The organism is Vibrio aphrogenes (genome assembly GCF_002157735.2).
GTDB lineage: Bacteria > Pseudomonadota > Gammaproteobacteria > Enterobacterales > Vibrionaceae > Vibrio > Vibrio aphrogenes.
The window spans coordinates 940392-961694 of record NZ_AP018689.1 but is presented as its reverse complement, the minus strand read 5'-3'; the positions used below and the strand labels follow the sequence as shown (position 1 = coordinate 961694).

Genomic DNA, 21303 nt, shown 5'->3' with positions numbered 1-21303 from the left:
TTGCATATCCAATACCCAGCATAATTTGCTGGGTATTTTTTTGCCTATTAGCCTTACACTTTTCGAAACAAAAAGTTACAAAATATTTAATCTGTGCTATAAATGAACAAATTTTACACATAGTTAGATTGATAACAATATGATAATAAACACTAATCAAAAAGGCTTTACTCTCATCGAGCTGGTGGTCGTGATTGTAATCCTGGGTATTTTAGCCGTCACTGCAGCTCCTAAGTTTTTAGATATTCAGACTGATGCCCGTCATTCAATCATGCACGGTCTAAAAGGGGCGATGAAAGATGCTGTACAAGAAGTGTATGGAAAAGCTGTCATTCAAGACAAAGAACACATAGGTGATACCTCAACGGGTCTTAATGGTACGGCATGTGTCAAGCTCAACGAACAAGGCCAATGCGGCATACTCAACCGTGGAAAGCCCAGTACTGATGACTTAAATGCCATTAACACCCAATTTGGCTATCCAGCCTTTGCCGTGGATTTATCTAAAGTCGTCGATGGGCTTGAAGGTATTACTGATGATGGACTTGGGTTAGAAAATATTGATAATGGTCAATATAAGATGATTGGAAGTACTGAAAGTACCCGGGCAAACCAAAACTACTCCATCTTCTATGCTGGCTCAAATGATCCTGATTTCAAAAATATCAATAATATAAGTAGTGCTCCAGCTTCTGGATGTTATCTGACTTATTCCACACCAATAAAAGATGGCGAACAGCCTATCATCACTCTTTCCCCCGATTGTGAATCACACTAATTTAGATGGTCAGAAATTGTGTAGGAAAAAGACTGAGAACAAGCAAAGATGATCAGATAATTGGCAAGATTGGTATAATCCCATGCACCAAATTGGTACATCAATATCACTTTGGTGCATACCCTCCTTCCTAACTACTCATGCTCCTTGTGCTAACAACGAATGAATCCTGGCTTAAAAATTGCATAAAAAAGGTAATATCGTCGTCAAGGGAAGGAGTCACCATGTTTATCACCTTCAGTTTTCTTATTGTTACTGGCGTAATTGCGTCACTCTTTTATCTGAACTTTGCACGTGAAAAAAGCAATCAATGGAGCTTTCAACGAGTAAATCAATGCCGCCAGTTATTGATTTTGATTCGACAACATCGCGCCTTAACGCATAGCCAACTTTCCATTCAAGACGGCAACAATAACGACATCAAGCAACTTCATGTTGATATCGAACAATGCTTAATCAAATTAAGAGAACAGTCCGGGACATTAACCGGCCCTGAAGTGAGAGTCTTGCAAGATAAAACTTACCGGATTATGGCTAATTGGTCAGAATTTACGGTGGCTAAAAACCAAATAGAGCATGGGAAGTTGATCCGACAAGCGATGTTTTTAATTGATGATATTATGATCAAATGGTTGGTTGATTCTCGACATGATGCAATCGCCTCGGATTATCATCATCATTGGCAAAAAGTCTTAGATACTCTTGAAGTATTAACACGATTTCGAATTTCTATCCCTGAGACGGTGACACCGCAAGGAAAACAGCGCTTTCGCCATTACGCTATTATGCTGAGCCGTAAAGTAAACCAACTGTCACTTATCTGCCCTTTAACCATTGCAGACAATGATCAATACGGTATTTTGCAACACCTAAAACGTTGGGAAAATGGCACTGATATTGAAGAGCCACAAGATGAGCTTTATGCGTTATCCCTTGAAATTTCTTATCTCATCTTTACTATTTATGACCAAATATTATACGAGATTTGTGAAGAAATTTATTTACCTTTAGAGAGCCCTCAACAAGTTGAAAAAAAGCCTGCAATGTAAGCAGGCTTTTCCTTATTTAACTATCATCTTCATTTAACTATCATCTTCTGTAAAGTTACTAGGAAGATTCTGTTTCATTTTCATCCAGATATGACCACTTTCGATGCCATAGCGACGAATAACCGTTGGTAACTCTTGGTATTCACCTTGCTCACACAACATCAATAAATCTTTATAGAACTTCAATGCTAATTGTCGTGCTTCTGGGTTTGAAAAATAAAAACTTCCCACTCGATCATAGAGCTTTTTAATACCATTAAAGATCAGCCCATAGATTTGATTACCAGAATGGAATGCTAAACGTTGGAACAACATATAATCATAGAAGTTAAATGTTTTCGCATACAGTATCGCATCACGCTTCTGTTCATCTTGTTCATTATCTTCTTTTACAGACTGTTTAATTTTGGCTGCATAAGGAGATTGCTCAATGAAAGATTCAAAGGTCGAATGTGCTAACAGATTATCACAAGACTCAATCACTCGATTAAGGGTCTTAATGCAAGCTTCAGGATTAGACTTAAAAGCATAACGCATAAAGATCGGGCTGATACTGGTGCGAACGGCCAGTAAATCTTCCACGATACTGGTGGCGTTATCGGTATCTAAAGTCATCAAAGTATCAAGAATATGCAAACTCGATGTTTCCATGAAGTTATTGACTTTTGTTGGCTTACCATGCTGAATTGTCAACCAACCATCACGAGCCAATCTTTGCAGCACTTCTCGTAATGTTGTACGGGTGACACCTATTAATTCAGATAACTCTCTTTCGGCAGGGAGAATAGAACCCGGAGGGAACTTTCCATTCCAAATACTTTCAATTATGTATTTCTCTGCAAACCCTGCAGGGCTTTTTGCCTTAATAACCATTATTCACTTTACTTAATCTAGAAATGAAAATTTGACTCATCATACCACTACTATTGACCGACTGAAAACCTACAAAAGAAATCCGTCAATTAAAGAAGGCTAATTGCTGCTCTTGAAGTGACCCCTTAAAGTTGGACATTTCTGTTATGCGGCTTCTAAGGCCTGATTTCGGTATTCTACCGGAGTTAGGCCTTTTAATTTCACCTTAATCCGATCGTTATTGTAATAATCAATATATTCATCAATGCATGCCATAAGTTGCTCAGCACTGTCAAAGTGGTAACCATGGTACATTTCTGTTTTTAAAAGTGCGAAGAAGTTTTCAGCCACAGCATTATCAAGACAGTTTCCTTTTCTCGACATACTCTGATTTATTCTTTTCTCTTTTAGCTTGTTACGATAATCACGGTGTTGGTATTGCCACCCTTGGTCACTATGTAAAGTTAACGAGGACGCTTGACTTAACTTACTCGTCGCTTTTTCTAGCATCTCGGTCACGAGATGTAATTTAGGTGAGGTCGCTACAGTATGACTAACGACTTCTTGATTAAATAAATCGATGATAGGAGATAAATAGACTTTTTCACCTGCCACTTTAAATTCCGTCACATCGGTCACCCATTTTTCATTTGGTTTCGTCGATTTAAAGTCTCGCTTCAGAATATTCGGGGCAATACGCCCAATCGCACCTTTATAAGAACGATATTTCTTCGGTCTTACGGTCGATTTTAGCCCTAGTTTTGCCATTAAGCGCTGAACCGTTTTATGATTTAAGTAGATGCCTTCTCTACGTAAAGCATAATGAATGCGTCGATAACCATATCGACCTTTATGCTTATGAAATATTCTTTCAATACTCGCTATCTCATTCGCGTAAGGCTCGGGAGTGCTCAACACTTGGCATTGGTAGTAATACACACTCTTGGGCAATCCAATGGATTGCAATAAATGCTGGATTTTGTGTTGGTGTTTTAGAGCTTGAACAGTCAACGCTTTTTCTTTGCTGCTTGACGTTTTAACTTGTCCAGCTCCTCTAACTTTTTTAGAACAGCATTCTCCGCTCTCAAATAAGCCAGTTCCTCTCTGAGTTCATCAAGTGACATGTCTTCATCAGGTTTAGTCGGACGCTTATTTGATTGAGTTTTCATAGATGGTCTGCCTTTAGGTCGGGAATGTAAGCCTTGGAATCCCGACTGATTATAAAGCTTTAACCAAACAGAAATAGTCCCGTTAGAAGAAAAATTGAATTCAGCACTCGCTTGGCTTATAGACCAGTTATTTTCCCACATTGATTTTAATACCGAGAATTTAAAATCTGCGGAATTTTCATAATCAAGAGGTAAAAATGAAGATGAACCATGGATCCTGTAAACAGAAGTCCAATAACGAATTTGGTTCGCAGGAATAGATAACTCTTTTGCAAGAGATGTCGATGATTCGCCATCAAGGCAACGCTGAGCAATGCACAGCTTTAATTCTCTGATGTACTTAGACATAAAATAACCCCCAATGTTGGTGTCCAACTATTGGGGGTCAGTTCACTCTTCATGCCATCATTTTTCACATAAAAACCCAACTCAGTTCCAGATATTTCATTTTGTAGGTTTACTATCTGCGTTGGTTCTGTATTGTTTGGCGCAGAGAAAACAAACAAAATAAAAACAAAAATAATCAATCAAATTAACAAAATTAAAATCACAGCAACCAAGCGTCAACTTTCTATAGCAGTTATTACGAATGTTTTCTTTTGTATGGCAAATAATTTGATGATTTTCACATTTTGAAATGAAAATCACGGCATACTGTGCATTGGTTCAAACTTTTGGAGTGAAATAAGCAAGTTCATGAATATGTCTTTAGGAAATGCACTAATCAAAAACTTTCTCGGTAAAGCGCCTGATTGGTACAAAGTGACCATTATTGCCTTTTTAATTATCAACCCCATTGTCTTTTTCTGGATTGACCCATTTATCGCTGGTTGGATGTTGGTGGTCGAGTTTATCTTTACCCTTGCCATGGCATTAAAATGCTACCCATTGCAGCCTGGAGGCTTACTGGCGATTGAAGCAATTGCTATCGGCATGACCAGTGCCGAACAAGTCAAACATGAACTCGCCAATAACCTTGAAGTTCTGTTATTGCTTGTTTTCATGGTGGCTGGGATTTACTTCATGAAACAATTGCTACTTTTTGTATTCACTAAAATTTTATTAGGGGTACGCTCGAAGATACTCTTATCTATCGCTTTTTGTGTTACCGCAGCCTTTCTTTCCGCCTTTTTAGATGCATTAACCGTTATCGCGGTGATTATCAGTGTCGCGATCGGCTTTTATGCAATTTACCATAAGGTGGTCTCTAGTCCAGATTCAACCGCATTTCATGACCACACCACCGATGCTCACATCCCTGAAATCACGCGTAATGATTTAGAAGATTACCGTGCCTTTTTACGTTCACTATTAATGCATGCGGGGGTTGGTACGGCATTAGGTGGCGTGATGACCATGGTAGGTGAACCACAAAATCTCATCATCGCCGATCAAGCAGGTTGGGGTTTTGGTGAATTTATTCTCCGCATGGCACCTATCACTCTGCCCGTTTTCTTCTGTGGCCTTTTAACCTGTATCTTTGTTGAAAAATTCAAACTGTTTGGTTACGGTGCAAAATTACCAGAAAATGTTCGTAAAATTTTAATTGAATATGAGCATGAACAGCAGAAAAAACGGACTAAACAAGATGTCGCTAAATTATACGTTCAAGCTTTAATTGCCGTTTGGTTAATTATCGGTTTGGCTGGCCACTTTGCGGCTGTAGGCTTAATCGGTTTATCTGTCATTATCCTTGCGACTGCCTTTACAGGTATTACTGAAGAACATGCTATGGGTAAAGCGTTTGAGGAAGCTCTTCCTTTTACCGCCCTATTGGCTGTTTTCTTTGCGATTGTCGCTGTAATCATTGATCAACATTTATTTAAACCTATCATTGAAACGGTGCTTGAGTTGGAAGGTGGTCAACAAATTACTATGTTCTACCTCGCTAACGGTATTCTATCCATGGTGTCGGATAACGTGTTTGTCGGTACGGTGTATATCAATGAAGTTAAGGCTGCGCTCTTAGATGGCACTATCACTCGAGATCAATTTGACCTTCTTGCGGTGGCGATTAATACCGGTACTAACTTACCATCGGTTGCGACTCCTAACGGTCAAGCTGCATTCTTATTCTTATTAACGTCCGCTCTCGCACCGTTAATTAGGCTCTCTTATGGCAAGATGGTATTAATGGCATTGCCTTATACTATTATCTTAACTTTAGTTGGTTACTTCGGCATTCATTTCTTATTAGAACCTATGACGGCCTACTTCCACTCTGTTGGTTGGTTAACCTCTTCAACCATTGAAATTGCAACCCAAGGTAGTCCTATCATCGGTCATTAATCCTTAAATTGCTGCTCGAGAATAAGGGTTTACATGCCCTTATTCTCGATTCATAATCCCAAGCAATTTTTATCATTTAGTAGCTTATGTTTCGAACAATGTGCTTAATGAATCATGTGTTAATTAACACAAATAAGGAATTAATGTGACCTGGTTATCTTCCCTTCATGCCTTTTCCCAAAAACGCGCTTCTTGGCTTCTGCTATTGTTATTAATTGTTTTTTTTGAACTATCGGCTCTTTATTTTCAACATGTCATGCTATTAGCACCGTGTGTCATGTGTGTCTATGAACGGGTAGCGATGTTGGGTATTGCTATTGCTGCCCTGATAGGGTTGATAAAACCGTCCAATAAATGGATTCGCTGGGGTGGCCTACTTGCATGGGGATATACCGCATTTCGTGGCTTACAATTAGCCCTAGAGCATGTTGGCTATCAATTTAACCCTTCTCCTTTTGCGACTTGTGACATTTTCCCTAAATTTCCAAGCTGGGCTCCTCTAAACCAATGGGCACCATGGATGTTTGAACCTACCGGCGATTGCTCAAAAATCGTTTGGCAATTTCTAACCCTCTCAATGCCGCAATGGTTAGTGGTTATCTTCAGTGTTAACTTGGTTATTTTGGCGTTAGTTTTCCTTGCTCAATTTGTACCATTAATTCAAAAATCACCGCGAAAATAATCCAATCATCATTAAAAAGGCCAAGGTAAAATCTTCACCTTGGCCTTTTTAGTGATTCTGCTCGTCTTAGTGTTGACGTCCACAACACTGCTTAAATTTTTTACCACTCCCACACACGCAAGGATCGTTTCTTCCAACTTCTTTATATGGGTTGACACTTTGAGCTTTCATCCCTTGCATCGCGTCATCGGCCGCTTTAGCTACTTCATTAATCATAATATCTAGCTGAGGCAATAAGCTTTGCAAAGTTGGCGGTGACTCAATGCCCGCTTGTTTCATTTGCTGATGTGTTGAAGCTTCATCAATCGCTAACATCATGGTAGTCAGTAGCGCTTGTAACATTCGAACCGTACCATCGGTTAAGGTATCAACTTCATTCCAACCGGGTTCAATCACCGGCCAAACCGTCATAAAGCCTTCAGCAAAATCTGCCAGCGATTCGAGTTGGTTTTCCGTTAAGGTAGCTAAACACTGATATTGGCAGCTCATTAATAAGCCATATTGTTGTTCAAAATGCTGTACCAACGTTGCTTGTGCTTGCTGTTTATCCAGCTCCACCAATGGTTCTATCCATTGTTGTGCGGTCAACGCTTTTGGCGTCATGTTCGCGGCTAAAAGCGCACCTTCAATAAATTCAGGCGTATAATCGGTTAAGTTGAGTAGTGTACTGTCAATTAATTTCATGAGCATCATCGAATAACTAAAACGAGGCTTAGTGTAACCAGATGTCACGTCTGTGCCAAATAAAACACAAATAATCCAGTTGGATTTCCCCTGCAAGCCGTGACAATCCCTAGTTAAGCCACTACAATCTCGCACCATTATTTTTATCTACTTGGAAGCCCCATGAGACTCGTTCTTGGACCGATGGAAGGTGTACTTGACCACCTGATGCGTGAATTATTAACTGACATTAATGACTATGATTTATGCGTGACAGAATTTGTCCGTGTCGTTGACCGTCTGTTGCCAGAACATGTCTTTACTCGCCTCTGCCCTGAGCTAAAACACGGCTCTAAAACCCTTTCAGGCACCCCAGTTCGCTTACAATTATTAGGTCAAGAGCCCAACTGGATGGCTGAAAATGCGGTCCGAGCCGTTGAGCTTGGCTCTCAAGGTATCGATCTTAACTTCGGTTGTCCTGCAAAAATGGTGAATAAGAGTAAAGGAGGAGCCGCTTTGCTTCAACATCCTGAACTCATTCATAATATTGTCTCCGCCTGTCGTAAAGCCGTGCCACAAGATATTATTGTTTCAGCTAAGATTCGCCTTGGCTGGGATGACCCACATGATTGCTTTGAAATTGCTGATGCCATTGAACAAGCTGGAGCAAATGAAATCACAGTCCATGGACGTACTAAAATGGGCGGCTATAAAGCCAGTGAAATTAAATGGGAGTTTATTGAGGCCATCAAACAGCGTAGTAAGATCCCAGTGATTGCAAATGGTGAAATCTGGAATTATCAAGATGGGCAAAACTGCTTAGCGCAAACTCAAGCCGATGCGTTGATGGTTTGCCGTGGTGCTTTCAATCTTCCTAACTTAGGTAATGTGGTAAAATACAACGATGCCGTTATGCCTTGGAAAGACGTTGTCGCACTTATGGTCAAATATTCTCAATATGAAATTGAAGGGGATAAAGGCTTATATTATCCAAATAGGATCAAGCAATGGTTAGCCTACTTACGACACGAATATAGCCAAGCCGATCAATTGTTCCGCGATATCAGACGCCATAATAAAGCGGCCCCTATCATTCAGCACATTCAAGCATTAGATATCGCTTAAGTTAGCTCACCACCACTTTATTTTTACCTGTCCGTTTGGCGGTATACAACTTAATATCAGCGTCTTTTATTAAGGCTTCTAAACTATTTTTATCCTTTCTCGGTTGGATAGACACGCCAGCCGAAACGGTGAAACCTGTCTCTAGAACCTGGGTTGAGTTCAAACCAACTTCTTTTTGCACACGGTTGAGCGCTTCTAACATTTTATCGGCATTGTTACCTTGCATATAGATAACAAATTCTTCACCACCAAAACGCGCAACAATATCTGATGCACGAGTATTCCGAGAGAGCGTATTAGCAACAGAGCAGATCACCGTATCCCCCACATCATGACCATAATGATCATTCACCAACTTAAAGTCATCGATATCGAATATAGCAAACCCTTCATAGTTAAGTGGTTTCACCATATGATAAGCCTTTTCAAAACCGCGACGATTTAATAATGAAGTGAGCGGATCTCTTTGTGAAAGGTCTTCAAAATGACGCTTCTCTTTACTGGTTTTCACATAGATCAATGCAATTACTGATATGACATATAAAACCAATAACATATATAGAGATGCGGCTCTTTTATACATAAAAGACTTCATCTCGTGCAGCCAATTCAAATCAAAATACATTAATTGATTCGTTTTCACCCCTTTTAATAATAAAACTTGGGGTTTCCAGCCATTAGACGGAAATATATCCGTAGAAAGATTAATAAACTTTATTTTCTCACCAATACTTGGATCCATCGAATACAGTTTTGAGGTGATGATATCAATTGCCACAATACCTTTAAATTCATGATCATGAAATAACCCCGCCGTAATAGTTAATGTCCGATTCCCGGTAATCAAATCATAGAAAGGCCCATTAAGTCGAATGGCACTAATACCACGTTTGGCCTCTTTCCAGTAAGTTCTTTGTTTCATAATAACCGGTACCTGGGCACTGACTTTTTCAACCAAATAACTTGGTGAGCCAATTAAATAACTCTCAGGCGATAAATAATATAAACCTAAAATATAATCAGTAATACCATTTAAAAATGAAAAAGTCGGAGCCAAATCGATTCGACGGCTAATTTCTTGAAATATAGGACTGTGAGGATTACAAGCTTCAGCTGTACCTTTTACTGCATAATCAAGCTGCAATACTTTTCTTGCATCGGTATGATAAACAGATTGTATTTTATAAGGTTGGGGTTTCCAGATACATAAACCATCTTGGCTTAAAGTCGATGTATGTTGAATAGAAGGCTTTTGCTGCTGTGTATTATTATCATCATTAAAATACACTGAAAAATTATAGTCTAAACTACTTAACAATTTAACCGAATGGGATAAATTATGTGTAATATTGGTATATTCTGCTTCTAAAGCGTCATTAAAATTTTTCACATATTCAATAACAATCAAAATAAAAATAATGAATATGAAAAAAAAGGGAGTTACAAATATCGTTTTAAAACTCAAAGGGGAACGATATCTCATGACGTTTAGCTTCTTCTGTAAATAGTAATTAAGGGTGGCGGATTTTACACCTAAACCAATATTTTGTAAATTTTTGATTTAGATCACACTATCTTTTTTAACGATAACGAAAAAAGATAGTGTAAATCCTTGTTTTTATGTCTATTTAGCCTAATAGCAGACTATCATCAGCAAGTTCTTCTCCTCGAACCCTACTAAACATTTCTAATAAATCAGATACTTGCATCCCTTCTCTTTGTTCATTTTCAACATCCAGAACTATTTCACCTTGATGTAACATAATCGTCCGATCACCACAAGCAAGTGCATCTTTCATCGAATGTGTCACCATCATGGCGGTCAGATCAAACTCTTTAATCACCTTTTTCGTCAGGTCAATCACAAATGCTGCCATTCTTGGATCTAAGGCGGCAGTATGTTCATCCAACAATAAAAGCTTGCTGTCCGATAAGGTTGCCATAATTAAGCTGACAGCCTGTCTTTGCCCTCCCGATAACAAACCAATGTTATCCCCAAGCCGGTCTTCTAAACCTAAACCTAGGATGCTGATCCGTTCTTGAAAGAGCTTTCGGCGTTGGCTGGTTAAGGCTAACGACCAGCCACGACGTTTACCTCGCATGTAAGCAATCGCCATATTTTCTTCAATGGTTAAATCCCCACAAGTGCCTGCTAAAGGGTCCTGAAACACTCGCGCGCACATATTGGCACGTTGAGCGACACTACGCTTAGTTACATCAACCTGATCAATGACCACCTGGCCACCAATCATCGGCGTTTCCCCCGTCACTGCGCCAAGTAAGGTTGACTTCCCTGCACCATTAGAACCAATAACAGTCAAAAACTGATGTTGCGGTACATTAAGGTTTACTTTCCTCAAGGCTCGGTTTTCAAGTACGGTTCCGGGGTTGAAAGTCACTTCGATATTTTTTAACTCGATCATGCTGCTCCCCTCGCCGCTTTCTTAGCTTTCATATTACTTTTTATTTTCGGTGCAACCAGAGCGATGGCAACCAAAATTGCTGTAACTAAATTCAGATCGGAAGCTTGCATACCAAACATACCAGTGTTCAAGGCGAACTGAATGGCAATGCGATATAAAATTGAACCGACAATAACGGCGACAACCGCTACCCAAATCTTACGGCTTGGAATGAGGGTCTGTCCTAAGATCACCGCCGCCAAACCGACAACAATCGTCCCTGCCCCTGCGGTCACATCGGCAAAACCATTTGTTTGCGCTAATACCGCCCCAGAAAACCCGACTAAACCATTCGAGAGTGCTAAGCCAAAATACGTATAAAACCCCGTACTTGCCCCTTGCGCTGCGACCATTCGGGCATTCACACCCGTTGCACGTAGCGCTAAACCAAAGTCACTATTAAGCAAACGAATAATTATTATCGCCGATACAATAACAATAATGGCTACCGCTAGTGGTCGAATAAATAACGCCCCACCTAGGCTGTCTAATGGAGTAAAAATGGTCTCTTCACCTAACAGCGATAAATTGGGTCTTCCCATAATACGAATATTAATAGAGAAGGCGGCTAACATGGTTAATATCGAGGCTAGCAAATGTAAAATGCCACATCGCACCGCTAAAAAAGCCGTCACCAATCCGCTTAATCCACCAGCCATAAATGCCATCGCAGTCGCTAACCAAGGGTTGACTCCCGAAACTAAAGCGGCGGCGGCAACGGCCGCTCCCATAGGAAAGCTACCATCAACGGTAAGATCAGGAAAATCCAGAACACGAAACGTGAGATAAACGCCCAAAGCAACCAAACCATACACTAGGCCTAATTCCAATGCGCCGTAAAAAGCAAAAGCAGACATATACACTCCCTCGCTGCTTAGCCCTATAACATCAATACACTGCACAGTGTGAAGCTTGTTATAGGTTTCTTTCTATCCACAGAAAGATTGAATCAAAATAAAGATGAGCCATTTTACTGACTCACCTTTGCTACGACATTATTTTTTGAAGACTTCAGCGCGTTCGAGAATGGACTGAGGAATATTGATACCCAATTGCGTGGCCGCTTGAGTATTAATAATAAGATCGGAGGCTTTCGCCACATGAACCGGCAGCTCACTTGGCTGTTTCCCTTCAAGTATCGCCGCGACATAATCGGCAGTTTGGATCCCTACTTGGTAATAATCTGCACCTAATCCAATGACAGCACCACTTTCAATATAAGTAGTTGAAGCTGCAAAGACTGGCTTTTTGGCTTGATTGGCCGCCGCAACCATACCATCAATGGCACTGGCTACCGTATTATCGATCATTGCATAAAGGACATCGGATTTCGCGACAATAGCCTGAGTAGCAGATTGGATATCAGCACTTTTTAATGCTGTACTTTCAATAATTTGAATATTACGTTTGGCTGCTTCAGACTTTAATAAAGTCATTAAAGCGACTGAGTTTGCTTCACCTGGATTATAAACGGCCCCAATTGTTTGCAAATTAGGCAATAGTTCTTTCATGAGATCAATGTGTTGACCAATCGGTGATAAATCCGAAAGCCCTGTAACATTGCCCGTTGGTTTATCCATGCTTTTGACCAGTTTAGCTTCCACAGGATCCGTCACCGCAGTGAATACAATCGGAATATTTTTGGTTGTTGCTGCTAACGCTTGCGCGGAGGGAGTGGCAATCCCCACAAGTACATCTGCGCCTTCTCCAACAAACTGACGAGCAATTTGTGAGGCAATGGCTGGATTGCCCTGTGCGGTGCGGTATTCAAATTCTAAATTTTTTCCTTCTTCATACCCTTTTGCTTTTAACCCATCCACTAATCCATTTCTTGTGGCATCTAATGCCGGATGTTCCACAATTTGTGATACCGACACTTTATAGGTTTCTGCTATAGCACCTGTGGTAGAAAGTAACGCTGTTCCCGCGATAACCGCGGTGGCGAAAAATTGCTTTGCTTTCATCTTGACTCCTTGATTCAGCAATAAATGTTGTGTTGATTTATTATTATCCGTAATAGGTCACCAATCGCTTAGTGACTGTCATATTCTTACCAGTTAATCTACTTAAAAGAAAGAACTAGACAACAAAATAGCAACAAAGCCCTAATAAACACATTATTAGGGCTTTGATATTGGTTATAGTAATTATTGGTTATGGCAATCATTGGTTGTAACAATCGTTGGTTATAATAATCATTAGTTATAGCAATCAATGCAACTTGTGATTAGAACCAGCGCTCCAATGCGCTTTCATCCAATTGTCGAAAGGCTCTTTTTAGCATTAAAGCCAGTTCTTTATAACGAGGCTTAGATTTGATTGGCTCTTGTGCGCCCCCTGACTCAGCGACTTTTTGATACAACTCTCGATACCAATTCGCCAAACTCGGAGGTAATACGGTATTAGAGCGCGTGCCAAGCCACCAAATGCCTTGTAGAGGTAAGCTAATGGCAAACAAAGCTACCACGACGGCTTGTGGCATAGCATGGTAATTATGTAAGCTCATTTGGATTAAAATACTGATCGCGGCGACAGCAGGCATCACCTTAATACCAAACTTAGTGGCTTTAATGATCCTTTGTTCTGGAAAGATAGGGGCAAGCTCTTTACGAACCGGCCAAAGATCCATGTATTGCTGACCATCTTTAAAACGGTGAATGAAACCTTTTTGGCTCATAAGTCCTCCCTCACTAAAATATCTCCGTAAAAAATCAACAAAAATCGCAATAAAATTGACTAAAGTTAATATTCATTAAAATATTTTTGTTATCTTGAGATATAATCGTTATTCTTTGCGCACTTTCATAATCTTTGCTTGCCAAATTGCATTGCAAACAGAGATACGTGTCGCATAAAACCGTTTTCGCCTTGTTTTGGCTTTGGTAGATACAAAGAAAAAGCACGGCACACTTAAGAATAATACGTTGATCGCAGATTGTCGTCTATTCTTGAAATTGTTTTATTTCATTACAATCATTTTGAACGAATACAGGTATTCACTCATGTCAAAACTAGTCCTAGTTTTAAACTGCGGTAGCTCTTCATTAAAATTTGCTATCGTTGATGCAGAATCTGGTGATGAGCATCTAACTGGCCTTTCTGAATGTTTAGGTCTTCCAGAAGCACGCATTAAATGGAAACTTGATGGCAAACATGAAGCTCAATTAAGCGAAGGTGCGACTCACGAAGAAGCCCTAGCTTTCATGGTTGAAACAATTCTTGCTTCTAAACCAGAACTTAAAGAAAACCTTGGTGCAATCGGTCACCGTATCGTTCATGGTGGTGAACAATTTACTAAATCTGCTCTTATTACAGATGAAGTATTAAAAGGCATTCAAGATGCAGCAACGTTTGCACCTCTTCATAACCCAGCTCACATCATTGGTATTGAAGCGGCAAAACACAACTTCCCTGAGTTGAAAAACGTTGCGGTATTTGACACTGCGTTCCACCAAACAATGCCTGAAGAAGCCTACCTATATGCGCTTCCTTACAACTTATACAAAGACCACGGTATTCGTCGTTACGGTGCTCACGGTACTTCTCACCGCTTTATCGCCCAAGAAGCTGCTGCACGTTTAAACAAACCACAAGCTGAATTGAACATCATCAACTGCCACCTAGGTAACGGTGCATCAGTTTGTGCAATCAAAAACGGCCAATCTGTTGACATCTCTATGGGTCTAACACCTTTAGAAGGTCTAGTTATGGGTACTCGCTGTGGTGACTTAGACCCTGCTGTTATGTTCCACTTACATGACAAACTAGGCATGAGCGTTGACCAAATTAATACTATGTTCACAAAAGAATCTGGTTTACTAGGTTTAACTGGTGTGACGTCTGACTGTCGTTTCGTTGAAGATAACTACGGCGACAAAGAAGAAGCTACTCGCGCAATGAACGTATTCTGCCACCGTTTGGCGAAATACGTAGCGTCTTATACTGCGACTCTTGACGGTCAACTAGATGCCATCGTCTTCACTGGCGGTATTGGTGAGAACTCTGCACCAATTCGTGAGCTAGTTCTAAACCGTCTTGGCCTACTAGGCGTTGAAGTTGATAGCGCGAAAAACCTTGAAGCTCGCTTCGGCGGCGAAGGAGTTATCACAACGGATAGCAGCCGAGTACCAGCAATGGTTATCTCAACTAACGAAGAGTTAGTTATCGCAGAAGATACCGCACGCATTACTGGTCTTTAATATTTTCAGGCTAACGAATTGTTAGCCTGTTTTCTTTTGAGCGAACCATTTACGTTCGCTCTTTTCAAAATAGTTAGAGGAAATTTGTCCATGTCTCGTACTATTATGCTTGTTCCTATTAGCTCTGGCGTTGGTTTAACTAGCGTTAGCCTTGGCGTACTTCGCGCTATGGAACGTAAAGGTGTAAATGTTTCATTTTTCAAACCAATTGCTCAACCTCGTAGTGGTTTTGATGCTCCTGATTTAACATCCACCATCATTACAGCAAGCAGTGACATTAAAGTGGCCGAAGCGACACCAATGTCAGAAGCTGAATCTTTCATCAGTAACGAAAAAACAGATGTTCTACTAGAGCAAATTGTTGAACGTTATAATACGATCAGCAACACGTCTGAAGTTGTGCTAATCGAAGGTTTAGTCCCAACTCGTAAGCACCCATTTGCCAACCAAGTGAACGCTGAAATTGCCAAAACGCTTGGCGCAGAAATCGTATTTGTTGCGACTCCAGGAACAAACAATGCCGCTCAATTAAAAGAGCGTATTGATGTTGCTTGTTCTAACTTTGGTGGCACAAAAAACAAAAACATCTCTGGTGTGATCATCAACAAATTGAATGCTCCAGTCGATGAAGCTGGTCGCACACGCCCAGATTTATCTGAAATCTTTGATGAGAAGAGCAGCGCAGCACAAGCCAACATCGAAGTAATGCAAATTTTCAACTCTAGCCCAATCCGCGTATTAGGCTGTGTGCCTTGGAAAATTGAATTGATTGCTACGCGTGCAATTGACATGGCTAAGCACTTAAATGCTGACATCATCAACGCCGGTGAAATCAATACTCGTCGTATTAAGAGCATCACATTCTGTGCCCGCTCTCTACCAAACATGATCGAGCACTTTAAGCCAGGTTCACTTCTAGTCACTTCGGCTGACCGTCCTGATGTTATTGTAGCGGCAGCTCTTGCTTCTATGAATGGCGTTGAAATTGGCGCAATCTTGCTAACTGGCGGTTATGACATCCCAGAGCAAATCGCTGACCTATGTAAACCAGCATTTGAAGCCGGCCTACCGATCTTCAAAGCGCAAGGTAACACATGGCAAACTTCATTGAACCTACAAAGCTTCAACCTAGAAGTTCCTGCTGACGATAAAGAACGTATCGAATTCATCAACGACCACGTGGCAAGCCACATCGATGGTCCTTGGATTGATTCTCTATCTGAAGGTACTCAAGGTATCCGTCGCCTAAGCCCACCAGCATTCCGTTATCAGTTAACTGAATTTGCTCGTCGTGCAGGTAAGCGCATCGTACTTCCTGAAGGTGATGAGCCACGTACCGTTAAAGCGGCAGCAATCTGTGCTGAACGTGGTATTGCGGAATGTGTACTATTAGGTAACCCTGATGAGATCAAACGTGTTGCTGCTCAACAAGGTGTGGAACTTGGTGCTGGCGTAACCATCATCAATTCTGATGAAGTTCGTGAAAACTACGTAGCGCGCCTAGTTGAACTACGTGGTGCGAAAGGCATGACTGAAGTCGTTGCTCGTGAAAAACTGCAAGATTCAGTGTTCCTAGGCACTATGATGTTAGAAGCGGGTGAAGTTGATGGTCTAGTTTCTGGCGCAGTTCACACTACGGCGAATACTATCGTACCTCCGTTCCAAATCATCAAAACAGCACCAGGTGCGTCTATCGTATCGTCTGTGTTCTTTATGCTATTACCTGACCAAGTATTGGTTTACGGTGACTGTGCAATCAACCCAGATCCAAACGCTGAACAATTAGCTGAAATCGCGATTCAATCAGCAGATTCTGCGAAAGCATTCGGTATCGATCCACGCGTTGCAATGATCTCATACTCTACCGGTACTTCTGGTAAAGGTGCAGACGTTGATAAAGTACGTGAAGCGACTAAGATCGCTCAAGAGAAACGTCCTGATCTTGTGATCGACGGTCCTCTACAATACGATGCTGCGATCATGGAAAACGTAGCGGCTTCTAAAGCGCCTAACTCTCCTGTAGCGGGTAAAGCCACTGTATTTGTATTCCCAGACCTAAACACGGGTAACACAACGTACAAAGCGGTACAACGCTCTGCAGACCTAGTCTCTATCGGTCCAATGCTACAAGGTATGCGTAAGCCTGTGAATGACTTGTCTCGTGGTGCATTGGTTGACGATATCGTCTACACCGTCGCACTAACAGCGATTCAAGCAGCTCAAGCTGAATAAGTTTTAAGACTCATTCAAAAATAAAATCCATCCCCAGTAGCATTTCGTTACTGGGGATTTTTTATGTCTCCATCTCAGCACATATCACTACCTCTATCTCGCCTCAACAATACACACACACTAAAAAAGCCAGCAGATTGCTCCACTGGCTTGTACAATAAAGAATGATGACTAAGCGTTATGAGTTAGTTTGAATCCCAACGATTAACCACGGTGCATTATTAGCGGTTAAATCACGTTCAAGATGCCAAACTTCATCAATATCTTCTTCCACACCTTCGACTGAATCACGATAGCGCCCCGTAAATTGAATGCTCAATTGTGCTTTTGAAGCATCGTATTCACCGCGAACAATTTCTGCATCAACGTACATGACATCGGTATGTTGATCGCCTTGCAGTTGAGCACGCTCCGCTTTTAGCTCTTCAAATAAACTCGGGGTGACGTATTCTTCAATCTTATCTAATTGATTAAAGTTCCAAGCACCTTGCAGTGTACGGTAATGCTCACGAGAACCTTCAACAAAGGCTACACGGTCAAAACCTGGAGGGAAGTTGTGAGGAACATCTGATTGCCCTGTTGCACCAAAACCACCTGCAGACTGAGGCTGTTCGAAGTTTTGTACATTTGGCTGCTCAAACTGCTGACGATTCATCGCCCCAGAATACGCCGCTTGTGGCCCTCGATTCATAGAACCTTGTTTGGCTCCCATCATGCCACGTAAGAATTTAAACGCGACAAAAGCAATTAAACCTATAATTAAGATATCAAAGAACTGAATACCTTCAAAACCACCGCCCATAAACAATGAAGCCAGTAATCCACCCGCTAATAAACCACCGAGCATTCCTCCCATCATACCGCCACGACGAGGCGTATTGGCATCAGGTTTTTTATTTAATGTATTGGTATTTTGGACGTTTTGTTTTGGCGCTGGCGCAGTTTTAAAACTTTTACCAAACGACTTACCCCCACCAAAACGCTTGGCTTCAGCAACTGGTACAGTCACCATAGCAACCACGATCAATGCGACCATGACAAAAAATCGGTTCATAAGATCCCTTTTTCTAATAATAATTAAGACTGAATTCATGATAGCGGTAATATACACGGTGTACACTATTGCTATGTTTCAGAATATTGCAGTATAAACGCGTCTGGATGTTATTGCTTCAATCACACTCTAAGGATAGAAATGAATCACTCGTCATCTCATCGTCGGCTCTTTTTTTCTCGACGTTTTTTCCCGTATTTTATGACTCAATTCTTAGGGGCATTTAACGATAATATCTACAAAAATGCTTTATTGATTTTTGTCGCTTTTGCGAGTGTGGAACAGCTCCCCATGTCGAGTACCTTATTTATCAACCTCGCCGCTGGGGTCTTTATTTTGCCCTTCTTTTTATTTTCTGCGACGGCGGGTGTGCTGACTGACCGATGTGAAAAATCAACGTTAATCCGCTGGGTCAAATTGGCTGAAGTTATGATTATGCTTTTAGGGGCAGTCAGTTTTATCACTCACAGTTACATTGCGTTACTGATTTTATTATTCTTGATGGGGGCTCAATCGGCTTTCTTTGGCCCCGTCAAATATGCCCTACTCCCACAACATCTCCACCCTCAAGAATTGCTCACAGGAAATGCTTGGGTTGAAACAGGAACCTTTTTGGCCATTTTATTTGGCACCATTGGCGCAGGCTTTATTGTCGCCGCCCCTTCCGCTTACACCACCACTGCCATTGCTGTCGTCAGCTTTGCGGTATTCGGCTTGATTGCCAGCCTGTTTATTCCCAAAGCTGATATCAAGAGCACGCAAACCCCATTTCAATGGCAGCCCATCAAACAGACGAAACAAACCTTACGCCTTGCCAAAAGTAATGGGCAGATTTTCTTCGCCATCACCGCGATTAGTTGGTTTTGGTTTCTTGGCGCCAGCTATTTAACACAATTTCCAAATTTCACTAAACATCATCTTAATGGCGACTCGACCACAGTGTCTTTCCTATTGGCGCTATTTTCCATTGGCATCGCTGTAGGGTCTTTGCTGTGTGCCAAACTCTCTCGTCATAAAATCAACTTAACCATCATTTTCTATGGCGGTTTTGGCATCTCCTTATGCAGTTTATTGTTAGGGCTGCTCACCCCGGCTCAGCCAACAGCTTTGCTCACCATCAGTACATTATTTTCAACAATATCGCTCTATCCGTTATTTCTCGCTTTACTGGGCTTGGGTATATGTGGCGGTTTGTTTATCGTTCCTTTATATACCTTAATGCAAACATCAGCCTCTGATCACAATCGCGCTCAAGTGATTGCCGCTAACAATATCTATAACGCACTGTATATGGTCGGCAGTGCCATTGTGGGTATGGTGCTGTTGGGATTACTGCATCTTGCCATACCGCACTTTTTCAAACTATTAGCTTTGGCAAATTTAGCCATGATGGTTTACTTAAAACAGAAACTAACACGCCTTTAACTCATCGAGAGTGGCGTTGTATCAACGCCTACCTCGAGCAACACATCGCAATATACCAGTATGTCTCAGGATTACCTGAACCCAGACGTCAAGTAAAACGAACCCAGGCGTCAAACAAAACAAAACATAAGGTTTAAATTATCAAGACTTACTAAACCAGGCAATTCCGCTATGATAGCCGCTTATTGTTAATATTGTTGGATTAAACATGGGTATCTATCTTCGAAATTATGGTTTATTCGCTCTTGGCGCTCTTGCGTGCTTTACCCCTTGGGTGAACTCTCCTATTGCGTTAACGCTAGGCTTTTTGCTCACCAGCTTTGGATTTGTACCTCATAGCATTCCCGTGACCAAAATCACCAAAAAACTCTTGGCTTATTCCATTGTCGGTCTTGGCTTTGGCATCAATATTGAGCAAGCAATTCACGCGACTGAGCAAGGGTTTGGTATTATTGTTACCAGTATTTTCAGCACGCTTATTATTGGGACCTTGCTAGCTAAGAAAATGAAATTAGAGCGAGAAACCGGCCACCTGATAGCTTCAGGTACGGCTATTTGTGGTGGCAGTGCCATTGCAGCAGTGGCTCCGGCGATCAATGCCAAAGATCAACCCGTGGGAATGGCTTTAGCCGTGGTGTTTGTGTTGAATTCGGTGGCCTTATTTCTCTTTCCAGTAATTGGTCATGCTTTAGGTTTAAGCCAAACTCAATTTGGTACTTGGGCCGCAATTGCTATCCATGATACTTCATCAGTCGTCGGGGCCGCCCAAGCTTACGGTGAACAATCATTGCAAATTGCGACGACACTCAAACTGGCACGTGCTCTATGGATTGTGCCGGTCGCCTTTATTAGCGCTATGATGTTTAAGAGTGAAAGCAAGAAAATAACCATTCCGTTCTTTATTATTTTCTATTGCGCTGCGATCGTCTTTTGTGACCAAGTGCCACAATTTTCAGCGGTTTACCATTCCATCTACAGCTTCGCCAAACAAACTCTTGTCCTGTGTTTATTTTTGATTGGCTGTGGTATTTCGGTTGGTAAATTAAAAGAAGCTGGTCCTAAACCTATGATATTTGGAATTACCCTTTGGGTACTGATTTCAACTTGTTCATTGGTTTATATCATGAGCCATATTCAATAAAACTTATCAAACATGAGGCTCAATTTGGGCCTCTTTACGTTTTACGGCTTGCTTACTTTTTAACACCCAGCTAATCACCACCACAAAGGCTAACAATTCAGCTAGAGCAGCGACCAAGCCTTCGGTGACGATTGCAATGGCGATGAATAGTGCAACAAGTAAGGTAAGTAATACTTTCATTTA

General features: G+C 41.2%; 19 protein-coding genes and 1 pseudogene. 9 read left to right on the top strand and 11 right to left on the bottom strand.

Features of this window, described 5'->3' with window-relative positions; all coding sequences use genetic code 11:
- Positions 1–139: 139 nt before the first annotated feature.
- Positions 140–778: a type II secretion system protein gene (locus VCA1004_RS15355; RefSeq protein ID WP_408646882.1), complete on the top strand. Its 639-nt coding sequence runs from the start codon at positions 140–142 to the stop codon at positions 776–778.
- A 224-nt stretch (positions 779–1002) separates the two neighbouring features.
- Positions 1003–1827, top strand: a complete 825-nt coding sequence (locus VCA1004_RS04425; protein WP_086982933.1) for a hypothetical protein — start codon at positions 1003–1005, stop codon at positions 1825–1827.
- Positions 1828–1860: 33 nt separating this feature from the next.
- Here the strand turns inward: VCA1004_RS04425 and fadR are convergent, their stop codons facing one another.
- The 3 genes from fadR to VCA1004_RS04410 form a co-directional block, all read right to left on the bottom strand.
- Positions 1861–2700: a fatty acid metabolism transcriptional regulator FadR gene (fadR, locus tag VCA1004_RS04420; protein WP_086982932.1), complete on the bottom strand. Its 840-nt coding sequence runs from the start codon at positions 2698–2700 to the stop codon at positions 1861–1863.
- A gap of 144 nt (positions 2701–2844) precedes the next feature.
- Entirely contained in the window at positions 2845–3690 is an 846-nt protein-coding gene (locus VCA1004_RS04415) for an IS3 family transposase (protein ID WP_086982454.1), read from the bottom strand.
- On the bottom strand, positions 3687–4196 hold the full coding sequence (locus VCA1004_RS04410) for a helix-turn-helix domain-containing protein (protein ID WP_086981789.1): 510 nt from the start codon (positions 4194–4196) through the stop codon (positions 3687–3689). Before VCA1004_RS04410 ends, VCA1004_RS04415 begins: the two co-directional genes overlap by 4 nt.
- A gap of 348 nt (positions 4197–4544) precedes the next feature.
- On the opposite strand from VCA1004_RS04410, the gene nhaB reads away from it, so the two are divergent.
- Together nhaB and dsbB are read left to right on the top strand one after the other, a co-directional pair.
- A complete protein-coding gene (gene nhaB / locus VCA1004_RS04405) occupies positions 4545–6137 on the top strand; it encodes a Na(+)/H(+) antiporter NhaB (protein WP_086982927.1) in 1593 nt (530 codons plus the stop codon).
- Positions 6138–6282: 145 nt separating this feature from the next.
- Positions 6283–6819 carry a disulfide bond formation protein DsbB gene (gene dsbB / locus VCA1004_RS04400; RefSeq protein WP_086982925.1) on the top strand — a complete coding sequence of 179 codons (537 nt, stop codon included), beginning with the start codon at positions 6283–6285 and terminating at the stop codon, positions 6817–6819.
- 66 nt (positions 6820–6885) lie between these two features.
- Here the strand turns inward: dsbB and VCA1004_RS04395 are convergent, their stop codons facing one another.
- Positions 6886–7509 carry an SEC-C metal-binding domain-containing protein gene (locus VCA1004_RS04395; protein WP_086984631.1) on the bottom strand — a complete coding sequence of 208 codons (624 nt, stop codon included), beginning with the start codon at positions 7507–7509 and terminating at the stop codon, positions 6886–6888.
- Positions 7510–7665: 156 nt separating this feature from the next.
- Here VCA1004_RS04395 and dusC point away from each other — a divergent pair, with 156 nt between their 5' ends.
- Positions 7666–8607 (top strand): tRNA dihydrouridine(16) synthase DusC, encoded by a 942-nt coding sequence (gene dusC, locus VCA1004_RS04390; protein WP_086982923.1) that lies wholly within the window; start codon positions 7666–7668, stop codon positions 8605–8607.
- Between the two features lies 1 nt (position 8608).
- Here the strand turns inward: dusC and VCA1004_RS04385 are convergent, their stop codons facing one another.
- The 5 genes from VCA1004_RS04385 to yfbV all read right to left on the bottom strand — a co-directional run bounded on the left by VCA1004_RS04385 (position 8609) and on the right by yfbV (position 13746).
- The gene (locus VCA1004_RS04385) at positions 8609–10090 is read right to left on the bottom strand and encodes a sensor domain-containing diguanylate cyclase (RefSeq protein WP_086982920.1); all 1482 of its coding nucleotides are present in this window, start codon (positions 10088–10090) and stop codon (positions 8609–8611) included.
- Positions 10091–10235: 145 nt separating this feature from the next.
- Positions 10236–11030: an ABC transporter ATP-binding protein gene (locus tag VCA1004_RS04380; RefSeq protein ID WP_086982917.1), complete on the bottom strand. Its 795-nt coding sequence runs from the start codon at positions 11028–11030 to the stop codon at positions 10236–10238.
- Positions 11027–11926, bottom strand: a complete 900-nt coding sequence (locus VCA1004_RS04375) for an ABC transporter permease (RefSeq protein WP_086982915.1) — start codon at positions 11924–11926, stop codon at positions 11027–11029. The genes VCA1004_RS04380 and VCA1004_RS04375 overlap by 4 nt, the downstream gene beginning before the upstream one ends.
- A gap of 138 nt (positions 11927–12064) precedes the next feature.
- Positions 12065–13033 (bottom strand): ABC transporter substrate-binding protein, encoded by a 969-nt coding sequence (locus VCA1004_RS04370; protein WP_086982913.1) that lies wholly within the window; start codon positions 13031–13033, stop codon positions 12065–12067.
- Positions 13034–13296: 263 nt separating this feature from the next.
- On the bottom strand, positions 13297–13746 hold the full coding sequence (gene yfbV, locus VCA1004_RS04365; RefSeq protein ID WP_086982911.1) for a terminus macrodomain insulation protein YfbV: 450 nt from the start codon (positions 13744–13746) through the stop codon (positions 13297–13299).
- A 325-nt stretch (positions 13747–14071) separates the two neighbouring features.
- Between yfbV and VCA1004_RS04360 the strand changes: the two genes are divergently transcribed.
- Positions 14072–15268, top strand: coding sequence for an acetate kinase (locus VCA1004_RS04360; protein ID WP_086982909.1), 1197 nt, complete (start codon positions 14072–14074; stop codon positions 15266–15268).
- Between the two features lie 90 nt (positions 15269–15358).
- Positions 15359–17500: a phosphate acetyltransferase gene (gene pta, locus VCA1004_RS04355; protein WP_086982907.1), complete on the top strand. Its 2142-nt coding sequence runs from the start codon at positions 15359–15361 to the stop codon at positions 17498–17500.
- 178 nt (positions 17501–17678) lie between these two features.
- On the opposite strand, the gene VCA1004_RS04350 is transcribed toward pta, so the two are convergent.
- A complete protein-coding gene (locus tag VCA1004_RS04350) occupies positions 17679–18554 on the bottom strand; it encodes a Tim44 domain-containing protein (RefSeq protein ID WP_086982905.1) in 876 nt (291 codons plus the stop codon).
- Positions 18555–18695: 141 nt separating this feature from the next.
- Here VCA1004_RS04350 and VCA1004_RS04345 point away from each other — a divergent pair.
- Together VCA1004_RS04345 and VCA1004_RS04340 are read left to right on the top strand one after the other, a co-directional pair.
- A pseudogene (locus VCA1004_RS04345) lies at positions 18696–19955 on the top strand (MFS transporter); the annotation flags it as partial.
- 232 nt (positions 19956–20187) lie between these two features.
- On the top strand, positions 20188–21120 hold the full coding sequence (locus VCA1004_RS04340) for a YeiH family protein (protein WP_086982901.1): 933 nt from the start codon (positions 20188–20190) through the stop codon (positions 21118–21120).
- A 6-nt stretch (positions 21121–21126) separates the two neighbouring features.
- On the opposite strand, the gene VCA1004_RS15180 is transcribed toward VCA1004_RS04340, so the two are convergent.
- Complete coding sequence (locus VCA1004_RS15180) at positions 21127–21300, bottom strand: hypothetical protein (RefSeq protein WP_164520823.1); 174 nt, start codon at positions 21298–21300, stop codon at positions 21127–21129.
- Positions 21301–21303 lie beyond the last annotated feature (3 nt).

Coding starts and splice junctions, on each gene's coding strand:
- VCA1004_RS04380 (WP_086982917.1), bottom strand. CDS start 11,030: ATGATCGAGTTAAAAAATATCGAAGTGACTTTCAACCCCGGAACCGTA.
- VCA1004_RS15180 (WP_164520823.1), bottom strand. CDS start 21,300: ATGAAAGTATTACTTACCTTACTTGTTGCACTATTCATCGCCATTGCA.
- VCA1004_RS04350 (WP_086982905.1), bottom strand. CDS start 18,554: ATGAACCGATTTTTTGTCATGGTCGCATTGATCGTGGTTGCTATGGTG.
- VCA1004_RS04340 (WP_086982901.1), top strand. CDS start 20,188: ATGGGTATCTATCTTCGAAATTATGGTTTATTCGCTCTTGGCGCTCTT.
- pta (WP_086982907.1), top strand. CDS start 15,359: ATGTCTCGTACTATTATGCTTGTTCCTATTAGCTCTGGCGTTGGTTTA.
- nhaB (WP_086982927.1), top strand. CDS start 4,545: ATGAATATGTCTTTAGGAAATGCACTAATCAAAAACTTTCTCGGTAAA.
- VCA1004_RS04385 (WP_086982920.1), bottom strand. CDS start 10,090: ATGAGATATCGTTCCCCTTTGAGTTTTAAAACGATATTTGTAACTCCC.
- VCA1004_RS04395 (WP_086984631.1), bottom strand. CDS start 7,509: ATGCTCATGAAATTAATTGACAGTACACTACTCAACTTAACCGATTAT.
- VCA1004_RS04425 (WP_086982933.1), top strand. CDS start 1,003: ATGTTTATCACCTTCAGTTTTCTTATTGTTACTGGCGTAATTGCGTCA.
- yfbV (WP_086982911.1), bottom strand. CDS start 13,746: ATGAGCCAAAAAGGTTTCATTCACCGTTTTAAAGATGGTCAGCAATAC.
- dusC (WP_086982923.1), top strand. CDS start 7,666: ATGAGACTCGTTCTTGGACCGATGGAAGGTGTACTTGACCACCTGATG.
- VCA1004_RS04370 (WP_086982913.1), bottom strand. CDS start 13,033: ATGAAAGCAAAGCAATTTTTCGCCACCGCGGTTATCGCGGGAACAGCG.
- VCA1004_RS04360 (WP_086982909.1), top strand. CDS start 14,072: ATGTCAAAACTAGTCCTAGTTTTAAACTGCGGTAGCTCTTCATTAAAA.
- fadR (WP_086982932.1), bottom strand. CDS start 2,700: ATGGTTATTAAGGCAAAAAGCCCTGCAGGGTTTGCAGAGAAATACATA.
- VCA1004_RS04375 (WP_086982915.1), bottom strand. CDS start 11,926: ATGTCTGCTTTTGCTTTTTACGGCGCATTGGAATTAGGCCTAGTGTAT.
- VCA1004_RS15355 (WP_408646882.1), top strand. CDS start 140: ATGATAATAAACACTAATCAAAAAGGCTTTACTCTCATCGAGCTGGTG.
- VCA1004_RS04410 (WP_086981789.1), bottom strand. CDS start 4,196: ATGTCTAAGTACATCAGAGAATTAAAGCTGTGCATTGCTCAGCGTTGC.